General features: G+C 47.1%; 16 protein-coding genes. 11 read left to right on the plus strand and 5 right to left on the minus strand.

Features of this window, described 5'->3' with window-relative positions:
- Positions 1 to 126: 126 nt before the first annotated feature.
- On the minus strand, positions 127 to 1,065 hold the full coding sequence (locus WBA89_RS03745) for a serine hydrolase (protein ID WP_424404190.1): 939 nt from the start codon (positions 1,063 to 1,065) through the stop codon (positions 127 to 129).
- A gap of 95 nt (positions 1,066 to 1,160) precedes the next feature.
- Here WBA89_RS03745 and WBA89_RS03750 point away from each other — a divergent pair, with 95 nt between their 5' ends.
- Positions 1,161 to 2,057 carry an NlpC/P60 family protein gene (locus WBA89_RS03750; protein WP_424404191.1) on the plus strand — a complete coding sequence of 299 codons (897 nt, stop codon included), beginning with the start codon at positions 1,161 to 1,163 and terminating at the stop codon, positions 2,055 to 2,057.
- A gap of 197 nt (positions 2,058 to 2,254) precedes the next feature.
- On the plus strand, positions 2,255 to 3,259 hold the full coding sequence (locus WBA89_RS03755; protein ID WP_424404192.1) for a glycosyltransferase family 2 protein: 1,005 nt from the start codon (positions 2,255 to 2,257) through the stop codon (positions 3,257 to 3,259).
- A 481-nt stretch (positions 3,260 to 3,740) separates the two neighbouring features.
- On the opposite strand, the gene WBA89_RS03760 is transcribed toward WBA89_RS03755, so the two are convergent.
- The gene (locus tag WBA89_RS03760; RefSeq protein WP_424404193.1) at positions 3,741 to 4,910 is read right to left on the minus strand and encodes an IscS subfamily cysteine desulfurase; all 1,170 of its coding nucleotides are present in this window, start codon (positions 4,908 to 4,910) and stop codon (positions 3,741 to 3,743) included.
- 96 nt (positions 4,911 to 5,006) lie between these two features.
- On the opposite strand from WBA89_RS03760, the gene WBA89_RS03765 reads away from it, so the two are divergent.
- Together WBA89_RS03765 and WBA89_RS03770 are read left to right on the plus strand one after the other, a co-directional pair.
- Positions 5,007 to 5,654, plus strand: coding sequence for a hypothetical protein (locus WBA89_RS03765; protein ID WP_424404194.1), 648 nt, complete (start codon positions 5,007 to 5,009; stop codon positions 5,652 to 5,654).
- A gap of 647 nt (positions 5,655 to 6,301) precedes the next feature.
- Positions 6,302 to 7,633, plus strand: coding sequence for a four-carbon acid sugar kinase family protein (locus WBA89_RS03770; RefSeq protein WP_424404195.1), 1,332 nt, complete (start codon positions 6,302 to 6,304; stop codon positions 7,631 to 7,633).
- Positions 7,634 to 8,064: 431 nt separating this feature from the next.
- On the opposite strand, the gene tatC is transcribed toward WBA89_RS03770, so the two are convergent.
- Together tatC and WBA89_RS03780 are read right to left on the minus strand one after the other, a co-directional pair.
- The gene (tatC, locus tag WBA89_RS03775) at positions 8,065 to 8,895 is read right to left on the minus strand and encodes a twin-arginine translocase subunit TatC (protein ID WP_424404196.1); all 831 of its coding nucleotides are present in this window, start codon (positions 8,893 to 8,895) and stop codon (positions 8,065 to 8,067) included.
- Between the two features lie 170 nt (positions 8,896 to 9,065).
- A complete protein-coding gene (locus WBA89_RS03780) occupies positions 9,066 to 10,025 on the minus strand; it encodes an NAD(P)-dependent alcohol dehydrogenase (RefSeq protein WP_424404197.1) in 960 nt (319 codons plus the stop codon).
- A 141-nt stretch (positions 10,026 to 10,166) separates the two neighbouring features.
- On the opposite strand from WBA89_RS03780, the gene WBA89_RS03785 reads away from it, so the two are divergent.
- The 7 genes from WBA89_RS03785 to WBA89_RS03815 all read left to right on the plus strand — a co-directional run bounded on the left by WBA89_RS03785 (position 10,167) and on the right by WBA89_RS03815 (position 17,484).
- Positions 10,167 to 10,925: an SDR family NAD(P)-dependent oxidoreductase gene (locus WBA89_RS03785; protein WP_424404198.1), complete on the plus strand. Its 759-nt coding sequence runs from the start codon at positions 10,167 to 10,169 to the stop codon at positions 10,923 to 10,925.
- 137 nt (positions 10,926 to 11,062) lie between these two features.
- Positions 11,063 to 12,160, plus strand: coding sequence for a DJ-1/PfpI/YhbO family deglycase/protease (locus tag WBA89_RS03790; RefSeq protein ID WP_424404199.1), 1,098 nt, complete (start codon positions 11,063 to 11,065; stop codon positions 12,158 to 12,160).
- A gap of 169 nt (positions 12,161 to 12,329) precedes the next feature.
- Entirely contained in the window at positions 12,330 to 13,742 is a 1,413-nt protein-coding gene (locus WBA89_RS03795; RefSeq protein ID WP_424404200.1) for an N-acetylmuramoyl-L-alanine amidase, read from the plus strand.
- A gap of 88 nt (positions 13,743 to 13,830) precedes the next feature.
- A complete protein-coding gene (locus WBA89_RS03800) occupies positions 13,831 to 13,959 on the plus strand; it encodes a hypothetical protein (RefSeq protein WP_424404201.1) in 129 nt (42 codons plus the stop codon).
- A 6-nt stretch (positions 13,960 to 13,965) separates the two neighbouring features.
- Complete coding sequence (locus WBA89_RS03805; protein WP_424404202.1) at positions 13,966 to 15,984, plus strand: glycoside hydrolase family 10 protein; 2,019 nt, start codon at positions 13,966 to 13,968, stop codon at positions 15,982 to 15,984.
- 28 nt (positions 15,985 to 16,012) lie between these two features.
- On the plus strand, positions 16,013 to 16,642 hold the full coding sequence (locus WBA89_RS03810) for a hypothetical protein (RefSeq protein ID WP_424404203.1): 630 nt from the start codon (positions 16,013 to 16,015) through the stop codon (positions 16,640 to 16,642).
- Between the two features lie 137 nt (positions 16,643 to 16,779).
- On the plus strand, positions 16,780 to 17,484 hold the full coding sequence (locus WBA89_RS03815; protein WP_424404204.1) for a rhomboid family intramembrane serine protease: 705 nt from the start codon (positions 16,780 to 16,782) through the stop codon (positions 17,482 to 17,484).
- Between the two features lie 189 nt (positions 17,485 to 17,673).
- Here the strand turns inward: WBA89_RS03815 and WBA89_RS03820 are convergent, their stop codons facing one another.
- The gene (locus WBA89_RS03820) at positions 17,674 to 20,634 is read right to left on the minus strand and encodes an Ig-like domain-containing protein (protein WP_424404205.1); all 2,961 of its coding nucleotides are present in this window, start codon (positions 20,632 to 20,634) and stop codon (positions 17,674 to 17,676) included.
- Between the last annotated feature and the right edge of the window lie 15 nt (positions 20,635 to 20,649).

Raw genomic sequence — 20,649 nt, forward strand, 5'->3', positions numbered from 1 at the left:
GGCTAGAAGCCCATCCCACAAAATTTTCTTGTGGGATGGGCTTCTAGCCCGTCCAAATTATTTTTGCCAAGCCCGTCCAAACTATTTTTGCAAGTCTAGTTTAGCCGCAATAATCAACTACGAAATCTAATTAAGTGCCTTCATCGCTTCGACAAATTGCCGCGATATAAAGGGCAAAATTTCTTCATTATTGCTATTCTCTTTACCCTCGGTAAATACAACTAACAAATACGGCCACAAACCCGGTATTTCAATATAAGCAGCATCGTGGCGAACTTGACTTGTCAGCCCTGCTTTTGACCACAATTTTGCATCTTCTGGCAATCCGCCGCCTAAAAAACCTGTAACTTGATTTTCGGGATCTGCCTCTAATTCTGCTGGTGCTAAACTGCGTTTCATTAAGCCCATCATCTCTTGCGATGCTTTGGCAGAAACAGCTACGCCCCCGATTATACTGTGCAGCAAACGCGCCGCTGCATTGGTGGTCAGCATATTTCTATTTTCCATTAATTCTCCCAGAAATGCTCGCTCGCGACCGTAGGGGCCATCGCACCAGGTTTTTTGATTGGCGTTAATATTTTGTAATTCCGGCCAATCTAATGATTGAAAGTAACGATTGATGAGGTTTCGCTGCTGTTTCCAAGTTTCAAAGGGGCTTGATGATAATTCTGGGCCGCTGGTGGTGCCGGTGAGCGCGTCTACTACTAAACCGGTGGCGTCGTTGCTGGAATCAACTATCATATCTCGGACGGCGCGTTCTAATTCGGGCGATGTTTGAATCATGCCTTTTTGGGCCCATTCCCAGATGGCAACGAGGTAGAATAATTTGACGATGCTGGCGGGATAAATTCGTTCGGATGCTCGGTTGCTAAAACCTCGCGGTTGATATTTCCAAAATTCTTGGGCGCTGAGGGCTCCGCCTGTGTTGACTCGCACCGGCGGATCGTAGACTATCCAGGTAATGGCTGTACGATCGCCCGTCAATCCTGTAAATTCTGAGTGTGCAGAGTCTATAATGCTACTGCCGAGGGTTTCTAATTGTTCGTCTTTGTGGAAAAATGTCATGGTTTATGGCGGACGGTTAACGGTTGACGGCGGTTTGCTAATTGCCATAAATCGTTGGATGCGAACAATTAACAGCAAATAATTAGCAATTAGCAATGGTCAATTCTCAATTATCTGATGTTGTGGAGTACCGGGTGCGATCGCACATAAATATTTACGATTCCCCAAAGTGCGATCGTTTGGCAACTCAAGCATCCTTGGGGCGGCATTTGCGTGTAGTTTACCCCCCCCAACCCCCCCTTATACAGGGGGGGAGAAATGGCATAGACTCGGTTGTTCAGGGGGATACAAACGCTGTGATGGTGCGGTTGTGCGAAGACGATTATCCCGGTTGGTTGGATCTTCGAGATATTGACTTGCTCGAAGTCACAGAAACAGTGTATCATCCTCTGGTGGTTTCTCAGGATGAAATTAGCGAAAAATTGCCGATCGCAATTGCTTTTGCTCGTGAAGCCATGAACCAATCTAATTATTATCTTTGGGGCGGTACAGTCGGGCCAAATTATGATTGTTCGGGATTGATGCAAGCTGCTTTTGTGGCTGCAGGCATTTGGTTGCCTAGGGATGCTTATCAACAGGAAGCTTTTACTAAACCTATTAGCATCGGTGCTGTAGATACATCTTGCACCATTCTTAGCAACGGGCAAGATGCCCGTTCCACAACACATCAAGTTTCTGGTGGGGTGGGCATCTTGCCCGCCCATGAAAAGCCAATTGACTCCGCCCATGAAAAGCCAATTGACAGTGGTGCAAGATGTCAGTTAGAACCGGGAGATTTAGTTTTTTTTGGAACTCCGCAAAAGGCTACTCATGTAGGATTGTATCTGGGCGATCGTCGCTACATTCACAGTTCGGGACAAGCACAAGGTCGCAACGGTATCGGTATCGATGTTTTGTCGGAGGATGGCGATCGAGTCAGTCAAGTTTATTACCAGCAATTGCGGGGATATGGTAAAGTGGTCGCCAGTTATCAATCTGGGAATAGGGCATAGGGCATAGGGAATAGGGCATAGGGCATTAGAACCAAAAACTAACAACAAACATACGACAAATAATATAGGATAACCAACAGCTAACTAATGCCCGATACTTCGGCTACGCGATCGTACAAGTGCCCGATTCGCAATGACCAATGACTAATGACTAATGACCAATGACTAATGATTACTGATATTATTGAATAAAAAAAATGGACGCTGCATTATTTTTGGAAAAATTGGCTCGACAACAGGCTGGCGCTGAGGTTGTTCTCGACGTTTCGGTAGTCGTGCCGGTGTACAATGAGGTGGAAAGTTTGCCTCATCTGATTGAGGCGATCGCATCTTCGATTCAACCATCAGGACTCAGCTATCAAATTATTTGTGTAGATGACGGTTCTAAGGATGGTTCTGCTGAACTTCTCAAACAATTGACCGGCAGTCGCGATGACCTTTGTGCTGTGCTTTTGCGCCGCAATTACGGGCAAACTGCTGCGATGTCGGCAGGTTTCGATCGCGCGACAGGTCGTGCTATTGTTACCCTAGACGGCGATTTGCAAAATGACCCTGCCGATATTCCGCTATTGTTGGCAAAGTTAAATGAAGGCTACGATTTAGTTAGCGGCTGGCGCAAAAATCGGCAGGACAATACTATCAGCAGGTTAATTCCTTCTAAAATTGCCAACTGGTTAATTGGTCGGGTTACAGGCGTAACTTTGCACGACTACGGCTGTTCTTTGAAAGCTTACAAATCTGAGTTAGTCGCCGACTTGAATCTTTACGGGGAATTGCACCGATTTTTGCCTGCTTTGGCGTTTATTGAAGGGGCGAGAATTGCCGAAATGCCGGTGCGCCATCACGCCCGCCGTTTCGGTCAAAGCAAGTACGGAATTTGGCGGACTTTTCGGGTATTGATGGATTTGTTAACTATTTCTTTTATGAAAAAGTTCCTGACTCGACCGATGCACGTTTTTGGACTTTTGGGACTGAGTTCTATGACGTTGGGAACGGTTTTAGGGATTTATTTGACTTTCGTGAAATTTGGTCTCGGTCAAAGTATTGGGAACCGTCCTTTGCTGATTTTGGCTGTGGTTTTGTTGTTAACTGGCGTGCAGTTATTTTGTTTTGGTTTGCTGGCGGAAGTGATGATGCGGACTTATCACGAGTCCCAGGGAAAACCGATTTATCGGGTGCGCGAGGTTCTTGGTTCTAAGTAAAGGATTAATCCCAATTATACTCGGCGATTGAAATCGCGTCTACACAAACAAAGCTATATACTCGGCGATTGAAATCGCTACTACACAAACAAAGTCCGCCTTCGCGGACTGAAGAAGTAGCTATATACTCGGCGATTGAAATCGCTACTACATAAACAAAGTCCGCCTTCGCGGACTGAAGAAATAGGAAAGTTTTAATACCAAATTCGGATTGAAAACCCCCTTTATCTCTTAGTCCGCGAAGGCGGACTTCGTTTGTGTAGACGCGGTTTAAACCGCCGAACGCTCTGAAGAAATAGGAAAGTTTTAATACCAAATTCGGATTTAAAACCCCTTTTATCTCTTAGTCCGCGTCGGCGGACTTCGTTTGTGTAGACGCGGTTTACACCGCCGAACGCTCTTCGTTTGTGTAGACGCGGTTTAAACCGCCGAACGATCTTCGCTTCGTTTGACTTTCTGGCGGTTGAAACCGCCGATCGCTCTAACTCATGACTTTTTGAGCTTGGCGGAGAGATGTGATAGTTGCGATCGCGTGTTCGGCGACTGCATCTATTTCTGCTGCGGTATTGAACCGGCCAATTCCAAACCGAATTGAAGCATAAGCTAATTTGTCCGATCGCCCGATCGCTGCTAAAACATGAGATGGAGCAATTTTCGCCGAAGTACAAGCCGAACCCGAAGAAACAGCCGCCGCCGGTTGCAAACCCAATATCAACGCTTGACCGTCAACCCCGCCTACACTAATATTAAGATTACCGGGCAATCTCTTAGTAGCGTGACCGTTGAGAAAAACATCGCCCAATTCACTCAAATTTTCCCACAAACGCTGGCGCAAATTAACAACTCGTTCTGTTTCTGACTCCATTTCCGCAACTGCTAATTCTACTGCTTTGGCGAATCCAACTATTTGCGGTGGGTAGAGAGTACCCGATCGCATTCCCCGTTCGTGGCCTCCTCCGTGCATTTGCGGCGCTAGCTGAACTCTCGGTTTGTTGCGCCGCACGTACAGCGCGCCGATGCCTTTTGGGCCGTAGATTTTGTGGGCTGTCAAGGACATTAAATCGATGTTCGTATCCTGTACGTCGAGGGGAATTTTGCCGATCGCCTGTGCCGCATCCGTGTGAAACAAAATGTCATTTCCGCGACAAATTGCAGCAATTTCGGCGATCGGTTGAATCACCCCAATTTCATTATTAGCCGTCATCACCGAAACTAAAATTGTCTCGGCCCGAATCGCTTTGATCAAATCGCCAATATCAATTAATCCGTCACTTTTCACCGGTAAAACAGTAATATCAAACCCCAATTTTTGCAAATACGTACAGGGGTCAAGAATTGCATTGTGTTCGGTTTTTACTGTGATAATGTGCTTTCCTTTGTTAAAATAACTTTCGGCGACACCTTTAATCGCTAAATTATTTGCTTCCGTCGCACCGCTAGTAAAAACAATTTCTTCGGGAGAAGCATTGATTGCTTCTGCTATGATTTGCCGCGATTTTTTGACGGCTGCTTCTGCTTCCCAGCCGTAGACGTGGTTGATGCTGGCTGCGTTGCCGAATTGTTCGGTAAAATAGGGCAGCATCGCATCAAGTACCCGTTTGTCTACAGGGGTTGTGGCGTGGTTGTCTAGGTAGATAGGACGTGCGGACATAGTGCAGTTTTGGTTGAAAAAAGTGTTAGGTTTATTGTAGACGAGCCTTTTGTTCTACCACAAAACTTTATATTTAACAAATATTTGTGAAGATTTATGCGAGCTGACATTCAGGGATTAGAAATTACTGTCGGTGAGCTCAGGCACCTGTGCGGCGCGGGGCCCGATCGCGTATACCGGCCGGCGAGTGCAACTAATTTTGCCCGCGAAGTTTTGAAAACCCTCGGTTTAATTGTTTTGGTTGTAATCAGTTGTTGGTTGTTGGTTGCGATATTTCCTAGGGCTTATTTGTTTTTGTTCGCCCTCCACCTCGCTGCAATCTGCGGTTTAATTTTTGAGGATGCGTGGAAAATTTGGTGGAGTCAAAACAAAGATTTAATTCATTTGTTTGATGATGTCGATCGCTATAACGGTATAATCAAAGCGATCGAAATTAACGACCGGATAGAAGATGCGGGCAATGCGGAAGTCAAAATAGGCGATCGATCCAAAGTCATTCAAGCCTTGCAGCTCATCAGAGAGGATTTAGTTCGCGCCTTGAAAACTGAAAGAATTCTCAGGGAAAACAAAAAATTTGTCGCAACTAACTCCGAACTGTTTGCCAATAATTTGAGAACTTTGAATGCCCTACAAATTAGCGATCGAGCCAGCCAACAAGGGCGATTGCTCAACGAAGCTTTGCAGTTAGCTACAGAAGTTCAAGCAGAAATGAAAAAGTTGCAAGATCGAAACGCTGCTAATTGAAACAATGGAAAGATAAGACGGCGGTTGAAACCGCGTCTTGTCAAACTAATTCCATGCCAAGCGGAATGAAGAGCATAATACCATTTTTCTTTCATATGTGGTATAGCTGAAGTCTTAGCCCCCCCTTGGTAAGGGGGGGTTGGGGGGGTAATGTCTAGCACTTTATGAAATTGGTATAAGGTAATTTTAGCCAAATACGGTTGCGTAAAAAAGCTGATTTCTCCCCGCACACATCAGTTAATTGATAACTATCATAATCTCGGAGGTGCGATAGTTGCCGATCGCGAAAACTAACACTAAGAAATCTCTTCTGACACCAGCGTTAACCCAACCTTATTAAATTTTAACCGCCCCTTATTCAACCCGCTCTTTAGTGGCTGTAATACCAATTTCATAAAGTAGCGCTAGATATTACCCCCCCAACCCCCCCGCGATTTCGGGGGGGCTAAGATTTCATCCATAGCACATATGAAAGAAAAATGGTATAAGGTAAGTATAAACCTAGTTTCAACCGCCCGGTATTATCCAACACATCTTACAATTCATGAATAATGAGAATTGTTAAGAAATATCATAATTGTAAATTTTTGGCTGTTAAGTAACAGGTAAGGATATCTTGGAAAGGTGACGTTAACAACAAGGTCAGTATGTCTTCTACCAAACCCAAGATTATAGTTCTCGACGACGATCCGACAGGTTCTCAAACCGTGCACAGTTGCTTGCTGCTGACACGTTGGGACGAAGACACCCTGCGTTTGGGACTGCGGGACAAGTCCCCGATTTTCTTTATACTGACAAATACTCGATCGCTAACTCCCGAAAAAGCAGCCTCCGTCACCCGCGAAGTGTGCCAAAATCTTAAAAAGGCGATCGCAGCCGAAGAAATCGCAGACTTCCTAATCGTTAGCCGTTCCGATTCTACCCTGCGCGGCCACTATCCGATCGAAACCGACGCGATCGCCGAAGAACTCGGCCCCTTCGACGCACATTTTCTAATTCCCGCCTTTTTTGAAGGAGGCAGAATTACCCGCAACAGCGTACACTACCTCATGGTTAACAGCGTTGCAACCCCTGTTCACGAAACCGAATTTGCCAAAGATTCTGTCTTCGGCTACAGTCACAGTTACCTGCCAGACTACGTAGAAGAAAAAACCCAAGGTCGAATTTCCGGTGATGCAGTCGATCGCATTTTACTTGCAGATATACGCTACGGAAGTTTAGATCGGCTGATGGACATGAAAGACAACCAATGTGCAGTTGTTGACGGCGAAAGTCAAGGCGATTTAAACACATTTGCCAAACACATTCTCGATGCAGCCAGTCAAGGTAAAAAGTTTTTATTCCGCAGCGCGGCCAGTATCCTAACATCCTTAGCTGACATCGGCAACCAGCCAATAGCAGCCGACGAAATGGCAAAATACGTCAGAGACGGCAAACCGGGTGCAGTAATAGTTGGTTCCCACGTTAAGAAAACTACAGAACAATTAGAACGATTGTTAGAAGAACCGAATACAGTTAGCATTGAAATAGATGTATCTCACTTGCTAGAAGATTCGCCCGAGTACCGCACCCAAATCCTCGATGAAATTCTCGAAAAAGTCCGCACAGCTCACGCCGACGGCAAAACACCTGTAATTTATACCAGCCGCCAAGAACTGCAATTTCCCAATACAGAAATTCGGTTAAAATTTGGAGCTGCTGTTTCTGCTTTGTTGATGGATGTCGTGCGGGGAATGCCTGCGGATATCGGGTTTTTAATTAGCAAGGGCGGCATTACTTCCAACGATGTTTTGAGTACCGGTTTATCGCTCAAAAGTGTCAGGCAAATCGGTCAAATTATCGCAGGTTGTTCGGTGGTAAAAACAGAGCCAGATCATCCTCTATTTCCCAATTTACCCGTGGTTTTGTTTCCCGGAAATGTGGGGGACAGCCATGCTTTGGCTACGGTTTACAAGCGGCTGAGCAAGCGGGCAGATTAATCTAAAAAAACACAACACCCAGAGCCCCGACTTCTTAGAGAAGTCGGGACTCTAACATCTTTTGCTCGTTACCAGGCTCTGCCTGGTAATGCAGATAGGCGAGGAAGAGCCTCCTTCGTTTGCTCGTTACCAGGCTCTGCCTGGTAATGCAGATAGGCGAGGAAGAGCCTCCTTTGAGGAAAGCAACTTACAGGAGAGAAGACTGTAGGAGGTGTTTAAGTTATTAAGTTTTCGATCCTAACATCTTGAAATTTTCATGCCATAGCGTGTCTTGACAATCCCCTCAAATCAGCCCAATCCTGCAACTCCTGTAAAACTCGCTCTTCAGATTGCGAATAAAACGGCAGCCTCATTTAGAGTTTCTGAACGCATCGATAAACATTTTTGGTAACACCAGCCCTACAGTTCAAAAACTACAAGTTTTCGAGTTTTCACCGCCCTAAAAGCTTCACCAAACCAATCCCGCCAAAATACAAACCGAGCACCGCACCTCCCAAAAGACTTTGAGTCAAAGGGTCAGTAGAAGGTGTTAAAACCGCTCCCAAAACGGCGGCTCCCAAAACTACATAGCGCCAGCCGGAGAGCATTTGGTTGGAAGAAACTATGCCTAAAACACCGAGCAAGACTTGGACGATCGGGATTTGAAATGCTAAGCCAGTGCTGAACATTAATAATAAAACAAATTCAAAGTATTTGTCGATCGACCACAACTGCTCTACAACATCGGCTCCATAGGTGACAAAGAAGTTGAGCGCCGCCGGAATCAGAGCGCTGTAAGCAAATACTAACCCGCCCAAAAACAAGAAACTAGAACCGAAGAAAACCGGGCCGAGCAACCCGCGTTCTTTGCGAGTTAAGCCGGGAAGCACAAATAATGCTATTTGGTAAAAAATAAACGGACTGGCGATTAGCAAACCGCTGTATCCCGCTACTTTGATTGAGACAAAGAAATACTCTCCGGGAGCTAGTTGCAAAAATTTTACTGCTCCTGCGGGTACTTCTAGCAGTTTTACGATCGGTCTGACATATAAAAAGCAGCCGATTATAGCGATTACTACTGCAATTACCGAGTAGAAAATTCGCAGCCGCAGTTCTTCTAAATGGTCGAACAAAGACATCTCAATTTCGTCGGGGAGTTCGTCGAGAAATTCGTTTTCGAGGTTGCGGCTACGCACCCCACCGTCGGCGATTGGTGCAATGCTGGGTTCGAGATTGCTGTCGAAATTTTGTTCGGATGTCTCCAAGTCTGAGGGGGCTGTCATAGGGAATTGGTAATGGGGGATTGGGAATTGGGAATCGGGAATGGGGAATCTGGCCGAAAAGCCTTTGTCTTGATTATTATAACCAATAAATAACAACCAACAACTAACTAATGACTAATGACTAATGACTAATGACTAATGACTAATGACTAATGACTAATGACTAATGACTAATGACTAATGACTTCTTCAATGACGATCGCAATTTTGCCTGCAGCGCGCCCTGTTTCGCTGTAAGCGTGGGCTGCGGCTACTTCTGCTAAGCTGTAAGTGCGATCGACAATCGGCTCAACTTTCTCAGATTCTATTAACTCCCGCAAAAATCCCAAGTCTGCCGGGTTGGCATTGGCTAGAATGAATTTAGCTTTTTTACCAGGTAACAACCAGCTTGTCAACATCGGTGCGAGGTTGTCGAAACTCGGCAAAGTCGAGATATAAACTCCCTCAGATTGCAGCACTTTTTCGCATTCAGCAAATGTTTTGGTTCCGACAGCATCCAAAATTATATCATACTTTTCTGACTGTTTAGTAAAGTCAATTTCTGCATAATCCAGAACCAAATCTGCCCCCAAACCCTTGACAAAATCTAGATTCTTTGCGCTGCAAACTCCCGTTACTTCCGCGTTCATTGCTTTGGCAATTTGCACGGCAAAAGTGCCTACTCCGCCGGAAGCACCGTTAATCAATACTTTGTTTCCGGCTTGAATTTCGCCCAAATCCCGGAGTGCTTGCAAAGCAGTTAAACCTGCGATGGGTACTGCTGCTGCTTCTGCATGGGTGATGTTTTTAGGTTTAAATCCGGCACTCGATTCGGGCACGGCAGCGTATTCGGCACAAGCACCGCCATTCACGGGATTTAAAAATGTATAAACTTCGTCTCCCGGTTGAAATTTGGTGACTTCCGGGCCGACTTCCACGACAACTCCCGATATGTCTGAACCGACAATTCGAGGAAAGTTAAATCCTGTCAAGAGTTGCAGGTGTCCTTGCCGGATTTTCCAGTCTACGGGATTGATGCTGCTAGCGCGAATTCGGACTAGCAATTCGTTGGATTTGGCGATCGGCTTTTCCAATTCTCGGTACTGCAATTCTTCGGCTGAACCGTAGCGATCGAACGCAACTGCTTTCATGGCAAATTTTCCGGTCTATTTTCAATTGAACACTCAATCCTGTACAATTATCATAGCAATTTTATTTCGTTTGCGAACATTTTTTTTGAACCGCAGAGGGCGCTGAGATCGCAGAGAAAGAGAAAACATAGAGATGCAGAAATGATTGATTTAACAGGTAAGGTAATTTTAGTAACGGGCGGCTCGAAAGGGATTGGTGCAGCGACGGTTCGGACTCTGGTTAATGCTGGGGCCGAGGTGATTTTGCATTACTTTCGCAGTCAGGAAAAAGCTGAAGCGGTAGCAGCAAGTGTTGCGGGCGATCGCTGTTATTTATTAGCAGCAGATTTGATGCTAGAAAATGCGGCTGCGAGTTTGTGGCGAGATGCTTTAAAATGGCGCGGTCGTATTGATATTATAGTTAACAATGCCGGGATTATGCAGTCAGCGGGTATCGAGGACGAATTCGATATTTGGTCGTCGGTTTGGCAGCAAACTTTACAAGTTAATTTAGTTGCTGTTGCTGATTTGTGCCGGGAAGCAATTCTGCATTTCAAAACTCGCAGTGGCGGTACAATTATTAATATAGCAAGTCGCGCTGCTTTTCGCGGCGATGACCCCAATTATTTGCACTACGCCGCGTCAAAAGGTGCGATTGTTGCTTTAACTCGCAGCATTGCTAGAGGATTTGCAGCCGATCGTATTTTGGCTTTTACTGTTGCACCGGGATTTGTCAGTACGGAAATGGCAGATAAGTTTATTCGGGAGTTTGGCGAAGCTGAGATTGTTCGCGATATCCCGATCGGCAAAATCGCTCCTCCTCAAGATGTCGCCAATACGATCGCCTTTTTAGCTTCTGGTTTGGCCCAGCACGCTACCGGGACAACGATCGACATTAACGGCGCCTCTTACGTCCATTGAGACAATTACTGGAAAATACCTCTCAAGGCTCACGCTGACATTTTTTAACACTCACTAATTTATCACTTTAGCAAGACGCTAAAAACATCATACATGACTTATTGTTAGATGAAAAGATAGTCTGAGGAAAGTTGATTATGACAACAGATAACAATACAAACACCAAACGAGTTGCTATCCTTATCGAAAATGGAGTAGAAGATTCGGAATTTTTAGTTCCTTACAACGCCTTAAAACAAGCAGGATTTGAAGTAGTTGTTCTCGGTTCCCGTACTAACGAAAAGTATGCCGGTAAAAATGGTAAAGTTTCCCAGCAAGCGGACGGAACTACCAGTGAATCGGTAGCAGCAGAATTCGATGCAGTGATAATTCCCGGCGGTATGGCTCCCGATACAATGCGGACTAATCCGAATACCGTGCAATTTGTCAAAGAAGCATTTGAGCAAGGAAAAATCGTGGCTGCTGTGTGTCACGGGCCGCAAGTTTTGATTGAAGCCGACTTGCTAAGAGGCAAAAATGCCACAGGTTTCTTGGCAATTAAAACAGACATGATTAATGCCGGAGCTAACTATATCGACGAACCTTTAGTAGTTGACGGCAACTTAATTACTTCCCGGCAACCGGGGGATTTAGCAATATTTACTACCGCAATTCTGGCTCGCCTCGGTTACGGTGGAAAAGCCGTCGGTTTGCCCGAAGAAACTGACGAAAATGCCGAATGGTGGAAATTAGCTAATGCTTGGGGAGGCTCCACACAAGGCGATATCGTTCAAGGTGTGAATACCGCCCTTGCCGGAGAACGCTATGCTTGCGAAGCTTTTCAAAACTATGCGGAAAAAACTGGAGATAGCGATTTGCGATCGCTCCTGACAGAAATGGTCAAAAACAAACAGCACCACATCCTCGCCCTTGAAAAGCGCCTCAACGATTTTGGCGAAAAACCCTCAATTCCCGCCCAAATTGCTGACAAATACGCTAAATTAAAAGCCTCGATGCAAGGAACAGATGAAACGTTCTTGCTGCGGAGCACTCTCGGCGACTTGCAAACAGGCGTTGTCGATATCAACAACTTGCGGGCGAAGTTCACCGATCCGGTATCAACTGCCATTTTTACACAGATAGAATCGGATTTGTTCAAGTGCGAGCAAGCCGTTGCAAAACTATTCCGCGCCCGTGCAGGAGCGGAGGAAATTAAGGCGCCAAAACCTTCGACTAGCCCCGCTGTGAAGATGTAACAAGCAGGCGGATAAATAAGTTTGTAGTTGTGCCGAGGGGTTAAAACCCCCACCAAGAGCGCAACTACAAATTTGCTGTGCAGTAATAAAATATACGCCTTTGCGGTAAAATTAAACCCAAGACTAAAATGCAGACGCTAAATTAACTGCAAGGTGGAGAGTTTATTAAATGGGTTATATTTTTGTTTCAGCGGGACACGGCGGGTTTGAAGGCAGCTTGCGGGATATGGGGGCGATCGCGCTTGGCACAACCGAAGCCCAGGAAATGATCCAAACTCGCGACTTAGTAGTAGCCGAATTGCGGCAGCGAGGCATCAACACTTTCTCCGTGCCCGATACTCTGAGTTTGGTAGAAACTATCGCTTGGATCAACAACCGCAGCCTCGCCGGAGATGTAGCAGTAGAAATTCACGGCGATGCTTTTTCTAATCCCCAAGTTCGCGGTGCTACCGCGTTTTATATTGGCAGCAACCCCAAGCGAAAAGCAGATGCGGAGTTAATTTTAAACGGCTATTTACGCAGGTGCCGAGAAATACCGAATCGCGGCGCAAAACCAGATACTGAAGCCGGTGTTGGTAGCCTCGCATTTTGTCGGCGCGTGAACATTCCTTCGCTACTGATTGAACTCGGTTTTTTGACCAATCCCGACGACTTGCGAATTATTCAAACTCGCCGCCGCGATGTCGCCCTCGGACTCGCTGACGGACTCGAAGCTTGGTTAAAAAATACGGATTTGAAACCCTTGCCAACACCGACTCCCGCACCGACTCCCGCACCGACTCCCGCACCCACACCCGCACCCACACCCGCACCAAAACCTTTAGTTTATCCCTTAATTAATATCCAAATCAACGGTGTGCCCTACGAAGAAAAAGGCATTTTGGTGAACGGAAATTCCTTTGTCCCTTCCGAAGTTCTAGATTTTCTCAACGTTGAACCAGAGGCAGTCGATCGCCGAATTACGTACAATGGAGTAGTATTCGTGCGGGCGATCGATTTGCGCGATCGGGATATCTCCGTAGCATGGGATCAGTCTACAACATCAGTATTGCTGCGATCGCGCCGCGACATCCTTGCAGGAATTGGCAAAATCATGGGCCGCGGTCAAACTACCGCCCAACAAATGTCAGCATTTCTGACAAAAAACAACAGTAAAGCACTGACAAACTTTCCTAATTTACCTCAAATCTACGTGCAAGAATCAGCCGCAGAAGGCGTAAACCACGACGTAGCTTTTTGCCAAATGTGTTTAGAAACAAACTATCTCAAGTTTGGCATTGCAGTCAAACCAGAACAATTTAACTTTGCCGACATGGGATTCATCAGCCCCACAAATTCCGGCATCTCATTTCCCGACGCCCGGACAGGAATTAGAGCACAAATTCAGCACCTAAAAGCTTACGGCAGCACCGAACCCATCGAGCAACCTTTAGTTAAAGAAAACGTGCGTTTTCGCTTTGTCAAGCGCGGCGTCGCCCCCACCGTCAACGAACTTGTAGGTCGCTGGAATTCTGACCCCTTATACGGACAAAAAATCATCAATATCATCCGGCTTTTGTACGAAAATGCAGGTTTATTGTAGTCAGTTGACTGTTGACAGTTGATAGTTGATAGTTGACAGTTGATAGTTGTTATTGGTTAGTTGTTATTGGTTAGTTGTTATTGGTTAGTTGTTATTAGCCAACAGCCAACAGTCAACAGCCAACAGTCAACAGTCAACAGTCAACAGTCAACAGCCAACAGTCAACAGTCAACAGCCAACAGCCAACAGTCAACAATGCCAAATTCCCGATTATTAAATAACTATGGTTTCCAGCACAAATCGCTTCTCAGACATTCAAAATAGTTGGGCAAAAATATTCATTGACGGCTTAGCAGAACGGGCAGTTATCAGCGGATTTCCCGATCGCACTTTTCGCCCCAACAGCAACCTCACCCGCGCCCAATTTGCCGCCATTGTCAGCAAAGCCTTTCCCATACCCGACAAACGGCCCTACATTCCCTTTATCGACGTTCCCGCCACCCACTGGGCCGCCGCCGCCATTCAAACAGCATACAAAAGAGGGTTTATCTCCGGCTATCCCGACAACCTGTTCAAACCCGAAAACAGGATTACCAGAGCCGAGGCATTAGTTGCCTTAGTTAGCGGAATATTTGGCTCAAATAGTGTACCAACAAGCAATCTTATCCTATCAAACATTTACCAAGATACCACAGAAATTCCCAACTATGCCAAAAATGCGATCGTCATAGCCACCCAATCCGAAATAGTCGTAAACTATCCAAATTTAAACTTATTAAATCCCGCCGGAAGCGCCACCAGAGCCGACATTTCAGCCTGGGTTTATCAAGCATTAGTGTATCTCAAAAAAGCGCCAGCAATATACAATCAATATATTATAGTTCTCAGCAAAGTTCCCAGACCCCAAGTTTACGTCAACCACCAGCGAGAATTTCGCGGAGTTTGGATAACATCAGTGTGGAATATTGACTGGCCCTTCAGCAACAAACTCTCAACAGAACAGCAAAAAAACGAAATGCTGAGAATTCTTGACAGGCTGCAAGAAATGAATTTCAATGCAATTATCCTCCAAATTAGAGCAGCAGGCGACGCCCTTTACGCCTCACAATTAGAACCTTGGAGTTCATGGCTGACAGGAACTCAAGGAAAACCACCAGAACCTTATTATGACCCTTTAACATTTGCCGTTGCAGAAAGCCACAAACGCAACATCGAAGTTCACGCTTGGTTCAATCCCTACCGCGCCAAAGTTTCTTATACCCAAACCCCTCCCAACGTCAGCCCGCACATCTCTGTTACCAATCCCGAATGCGTTTATCCGTGGGGCGACGACTGGTGGATGGATCCGGGAATTGATTTAGTGTTAGAAAAAACTTACAACGTAATTTTAGACGTAGTAAAGCGCTACGATATAGACGGCGTTCACTTCGACGATTATTTCTATCCTTATCCAATTGCCGGCAAAGAATTTCCCGACAGCAAGATTTACAATAGTTATGTTTCCCGAGGCGGAAAAATGAATTTAGGAGATTGGCGTCGGGAAAATGTTAACAAGCTAGTTAAAAGACTAGGAGAAGGAATTCGAGCAGCCAAACCCAACGTTAAATTCGGCATCAGTCCCTTCGGGATATATCGCCCCGGCCAGCCGCCCCAAAGTCGCGGTTTAGATGCCTACGAAACACTTTACGCCGATGCCAAAAAATGGTTAGTCTCTGGTTGGGTAGATTATCTCAATCCGCAACTTTATTGGCGCATCGACCAAACAGCTCAAAGCTATCCAGTTTTGCTGCAATGGTGGCTAGAAAACAACCCGCAAAACCGACATATTTATGTGGGAAATAACTTAGGAAAGCTTGACGGTCAGAAATGGAATGTAGCCGAAATCAACAATCAAATTGAGATTACGCGCAACTCCAAACAAAAGTTAGCTTTAGGCAATGTTTTCTTCAGCATGAAAGCATTTAGCGACAACCGCCAAAAAATATACGATAATTTCAAATCCACTACATACGCGCAACCCGCACTCGTTCCCGTGATGCCTTGGCAAAATGGAACGCGGCCAGCCCCTCCCGCATCAGCCGTAGTCCAAAAAGTTGGCAACAGCAATATTTTGCAGTGGAAAAATCCCGCCGATAAAAACATTCGTTCCTGGACGCTTTATCAAAAAAATGGAGATAGCTGGAAGCTCATCAAAATCCTCAATGCAGACACAGTACAAGTAGCCGTAGGAACGGGAATTTATGCTTTGTGCGCGGTGAGTATCATGGCTGTAGAAAGTGTAGGAGTTTTCATAGAAATATGAGGATTAAGATATAAATGTAAAAATGAATATGCAATATATGCAACTTGCCGAACAAAGACGAAAAATTTACCTTGAAATCGCCCTTCGCCGATGCCGTCCCGGTAGCGGCAGCAGCTTAGAATTTCTCAAAAAAAGAACTTGGAACACTCCCGTGACTAACATTAAAGCTATTATCAAACAAACTCAATTTGTTGTTGTAGGAGGAATTGCTACCAGGCTTTATATGCCAGAACGCATGACTGACGATCTAGATATTTTAGTATTAACTGATGATGCCGAAAATCTATATCAAGAATTAGCGGCAACTGGCAGTATAAAAGTTGGAGAACTCAGCATTGGTGGCAGTAGTTGGCAACTACCAGACGGTAGTATTTTGGATGTTCTTGAATCACAACAACCTTGGGTTACAGAAGCGATCGCCAACCCCAACATCGCCCCCGATAACTTGCCAATTATCCGATTGCCTTATTTAATTATAATGAAATTGCAAGCCAGTCGCGGTATAGATATGGGCGACTTGACGCGGATGTTGGGAGGGGCCGACGAAACTGCCTTAGAATTAGTAAGAAATACAGTGAAAACTTACCTTCCCGATGCAGTGGAAGACTTAGAAAGTTTAATTGTACTGGGAAAATTAGAAATGGGAGAATTACGTTAATCGTTTGTAGTAGTGCTGGGATACCGCCGCACCCACCAAGGTGAAAAAATCAACCATCTTCCTCTAGACAGGAGACAGCTTGGCGATAAATACGCTATCCTGTTGCCAATATTTTTGATTTTGAGGAAAAAACGGCTGTGGTTCCCTTACGCGACGAAAACCCGATCAGTATCACTCCCTACGTTACCTACGGGCTGATTGCTGCAAACGTATTAGTATTTTTGTACGAACTCTCCTTGGACGATCGCCAATTAACGGAATTTTTCTACTCTTGGGCGGTAGTTCCTTGCCAGCTAAGCAATATGTGTCGGGTAGCGCTGCCAGTTTCGCCATTTCCCGAATGGACTACCCTAATTAGCTCCCAATTCCTGCACGCAGGCTTTCTCCACATTGCCGGAAATATGTTATTTCTGTGGATTTTTGGCAACAACGTAGAAGAGCGTTTAGGACACATCAAATTTATAATATTTTACCTTACCTGCGGCGTTTTAGCATCACTAACTCAGTGGTTTTTTTCCTCAGCATCAGCCATTCCGTCCCTGGGTGCTAGCGGCGCGATCGCAGGCGTGATGGGCGCATACATTCTCAAATATCCCCAAGCCAAAGTTCTAACACTGCTGCCGTTAGGAATCTTTATTACCACCGTCAGAGTCCCCGCTTTCTTCTTTCTCGGATTTTGGTTTGCACAGCAAGCACTCAGCGGTTTGGCATCCTTAAATGCCCCGGCAAATGTCGGCATGGAATCCGGGGGAGTTGCCTACTGGGCTCACGCCGGCGGCTTTGTTTTCGGCGCTATTCTCGGCCCTTTGTTGGGACTTTTTTCTGAGGACGATCGGATTTAGTTTTTAGTTGGTAGGGGCGGTGGATGGTGCGTGCCCGCCCTCTTAGTTGTTATATCGTTTCCGGTTGCATCGGAATGATGTTAACTGTTAACTGTTAACTGTTAACTGTTAAGGAGTGCAACCGGAATTGATATAACTAATGACCAATGACCAACAACTAATGACCAATGACTAATGACTAATGACTTTCTAGATAAAAGTAAAGTCAAATCCCGAAAGAGAAGAAACCCCAGTTACACCGTTTAACTTCGCCAAAATCTGAGAATCGTTGCCGGTGACGTTATTACCATTGCCGTCATAAATGATGTAAGTATTGCCACCGGAATCGTAGGCAAACAAGAAAGCGGTTCCTCCCAAAACATTTGCAGAAACAGTTGTCTGCACGTTCAGTTGAACTTGACTGTTGCCGCTCAGATTCGGGAATCCGGGGGCAAAATTAAACTGATCCTCGATCGGCACGCCGAGACCGCTAAAATCGGTAATCACATCGTATCCGCCCGTGGCGATCGCAGCACCGATCGCAGCCGAAGAAGCCGCATCAAACACCGGCCCACCCTCAGCAGGGCTAGTATAGCGGAATTGATTGCTGCCGCCGCCTCCGCTCATCGTATCTGCCCCCTCGCCTCCGATCAATACATCGTTATCCAAACCGCCATTAATCGTATCGCTGCCGCCTTGCCCGTCAACAGTATCGCTGCCGAGCAAACCGTTCAAATTGTCCGGCAACGAGCCTCCAATCAATTTGTTGGGGCCCGTATCGGCCGGCAAGATGCCAACGGTGACAGTACCTACGCCCGGAAGCGTCCCGAATCCGTCGCTGACGCTGTAGGTGAAAGTAGTGGTACCCGCTACGTTGCCGGGGATGAACTGCACCCGATCGCCCAGATTGACAGCTATGCCCTGTGTTGGCGTACCGACATTGATAATGCTCAGCGGCCCTTTTTGCGGGCTCGAATCGTTGGCGAGCACATCGATGAAAGTCGGCAGCAAATTATTCGTACTCGTAAATACGATGCCATCATCGCCAACAATCGGCGACAGAGTAGTTGGAACAGTTACCGAGGTATCGAAAGAATTGATGTTAATTGCGACTGAGGCTGCCGCCGTGCCGCCTTGGTCGTCAGCCACGCTGTAGCTGAAAGAGCCCGCTTGCCCGATCGCATCAGCTTTAGGTTGGAACTGCAAGCCCAGCAACTCCTGAACCGTCAATTTTTGGTTGATCGCCAGCGGACTCGTACCGACAACTACTTGGCCGAAAGTCGGATTGGGGAGTCCAGCTACGCTGACCGACAGCGCTTGGCCCTCCGGGTCACTGGGCGCAGAAATGCTCAGAGACAGGGGCAAATTTTGCAAACCAGTCAGCGTCTTGCCAGTTTCCACGATCGGCGGCTCATTAGGAGTCGGAGACGTAAAACTCGGCGGAGTCGGCCCCCCGCCGAAAGGTGGAGGAGTTGGAGTAGCAGCAGTCGGAGTCGGGACGATGGAAGGACTCGGACTCGGAATTGTCCCGCCCGCAGTCGGTGTCGGTGTCGGACTCGGAACCTGTGTCGGCAATGTCCCCGGCGACGGAGTTGGACTCGGAGTTGTCCCCGGTGACGGTGATGGAGTCGGACTCGGACTTGTCCCCGGTGCCGGAGTTGGAGTCGGTGCCGGAGCCGGAGTCGGAGTTGGAGCCGGAGTCGGAGTTGGAGCCGGAGTTGGAGTTGGAGCCGGAGATGGAGTTGGAGCCGGAGTTGGAGCCGGAGTCGGAGTTGGAGCCGGAGTCGGAGAAGGAGTTGTTCCCGGCGATGGAGTTGGAGAAGGAGTTGTTCCCGCCGGAGTCGGAGAAGGACTTGTTCCCGTTCCCGGAGTTGGAGAAGGACTTGTCCCCACAATTGTGAAGGGATTGTCCTCTACGCGGGGTATTTGAGCTGTAGTGAACCGAGATTCATCTAGCGAGTTCGATCGCACATCCACCAACACCGCCAAAAATTCGCCAGTTTGCCTGTCCCGAATAATCGTGTTGCTAGAATTCGAGCCTTGACCCTGGAAGATTTCTAACTGTGTAAAGTTTAGACCTCCAGCCAGACCGATCGAATCCTCCGGCTTAAAATCTCTAATTAAATCGGCATCCCCGATGTCGCGGCCGCCAGTAGTCAGAAACCCGCTGCCACCAGGCGACGTGCCCACCCTACCCAGAACAAAGATATCCGAACCGTCGCCTCCTGTCAGAGTATCAGACCCGCGATCGCCCGAAAGAATATCATCCCCAGCATCTCCAGACAGAGAATCGTTGTCATCTCCCCCGAATATCAGGTCATCACCCTCACCGCCATCACCAGTATCATTACCAACACCACCGCTGATGACATCGCCCCCGTCGCCGCCCAACAAAATATCATTACCCCTAGCGCCGATCAGGCAGTCGTTACCAGTGTCGCCAAAAATAGTGTCACTGCCCTTGTCGCCAAAAATCAGGTCATCCTCGGCACCGCCGCGCAGACAGTCATTGCCTTTACCGCCGTACAGCGTGTCGTTACCTTCAGCACCCAAAACAATATCGTTCCCCTGGTCGCCAAAAGCTGCATCAGCACCAAAGTCCCCAGAAACCAAATCATCGTCTTTGCCGCCCCGCGCCGTGTCATTGCCGCGCCCGCCTTCAACGATATCTTTACCGGCGCCCCCGTTGAGAGAATCGTCGCCGTCATCGCCCCTGACAATATCGTCCCCGTCCCGACTCAGAATCGTGTCGTCACCGATATTCCCGGAAATCGTGTCGTTGAACAAACTGCCGACTAAGTAGTTATTCGCCTCGTTTCCCACAACTAAGCCATCGACGAAAACCGGCTCTGGGGGAGGCGTGGGTACAGTCGGAACTGGCCGCGGCACCGGCGTGACCGAAATCCCCGGACCAGTCCCCGTCATGGTTGGAGAAGTCCCCGTCATGGTTGGAGAAGTCCCCGTCATGGTTGGAGAAGTCCCCGTCATGGTTGGAGAAGTCCCCGTCATGGTTGGAGAAGTCCCCGTCATGGTTGGAGAAGTCCCCGTCATCGTTGGAGAAGTCCCCGTCATGGTTGGAGAAGTCCCCGTCATCGTTGGAGAAGTCCCCGGCGACGGCGTAGGCGAGGTCTCCGGTTCGATAATAATATTTAGCGGTACTGCACTCGGCATTGTTTCGACTCCTTG

Origin of the sequence: Microcoleus sp., assembly GCF_049646505.1 — a bacterium.
GTDB lineage: Bacteria > Cyanobacteriota > Cyanobacteriia > Cyanobacteriales > Microcoleaceae > Microcoleus.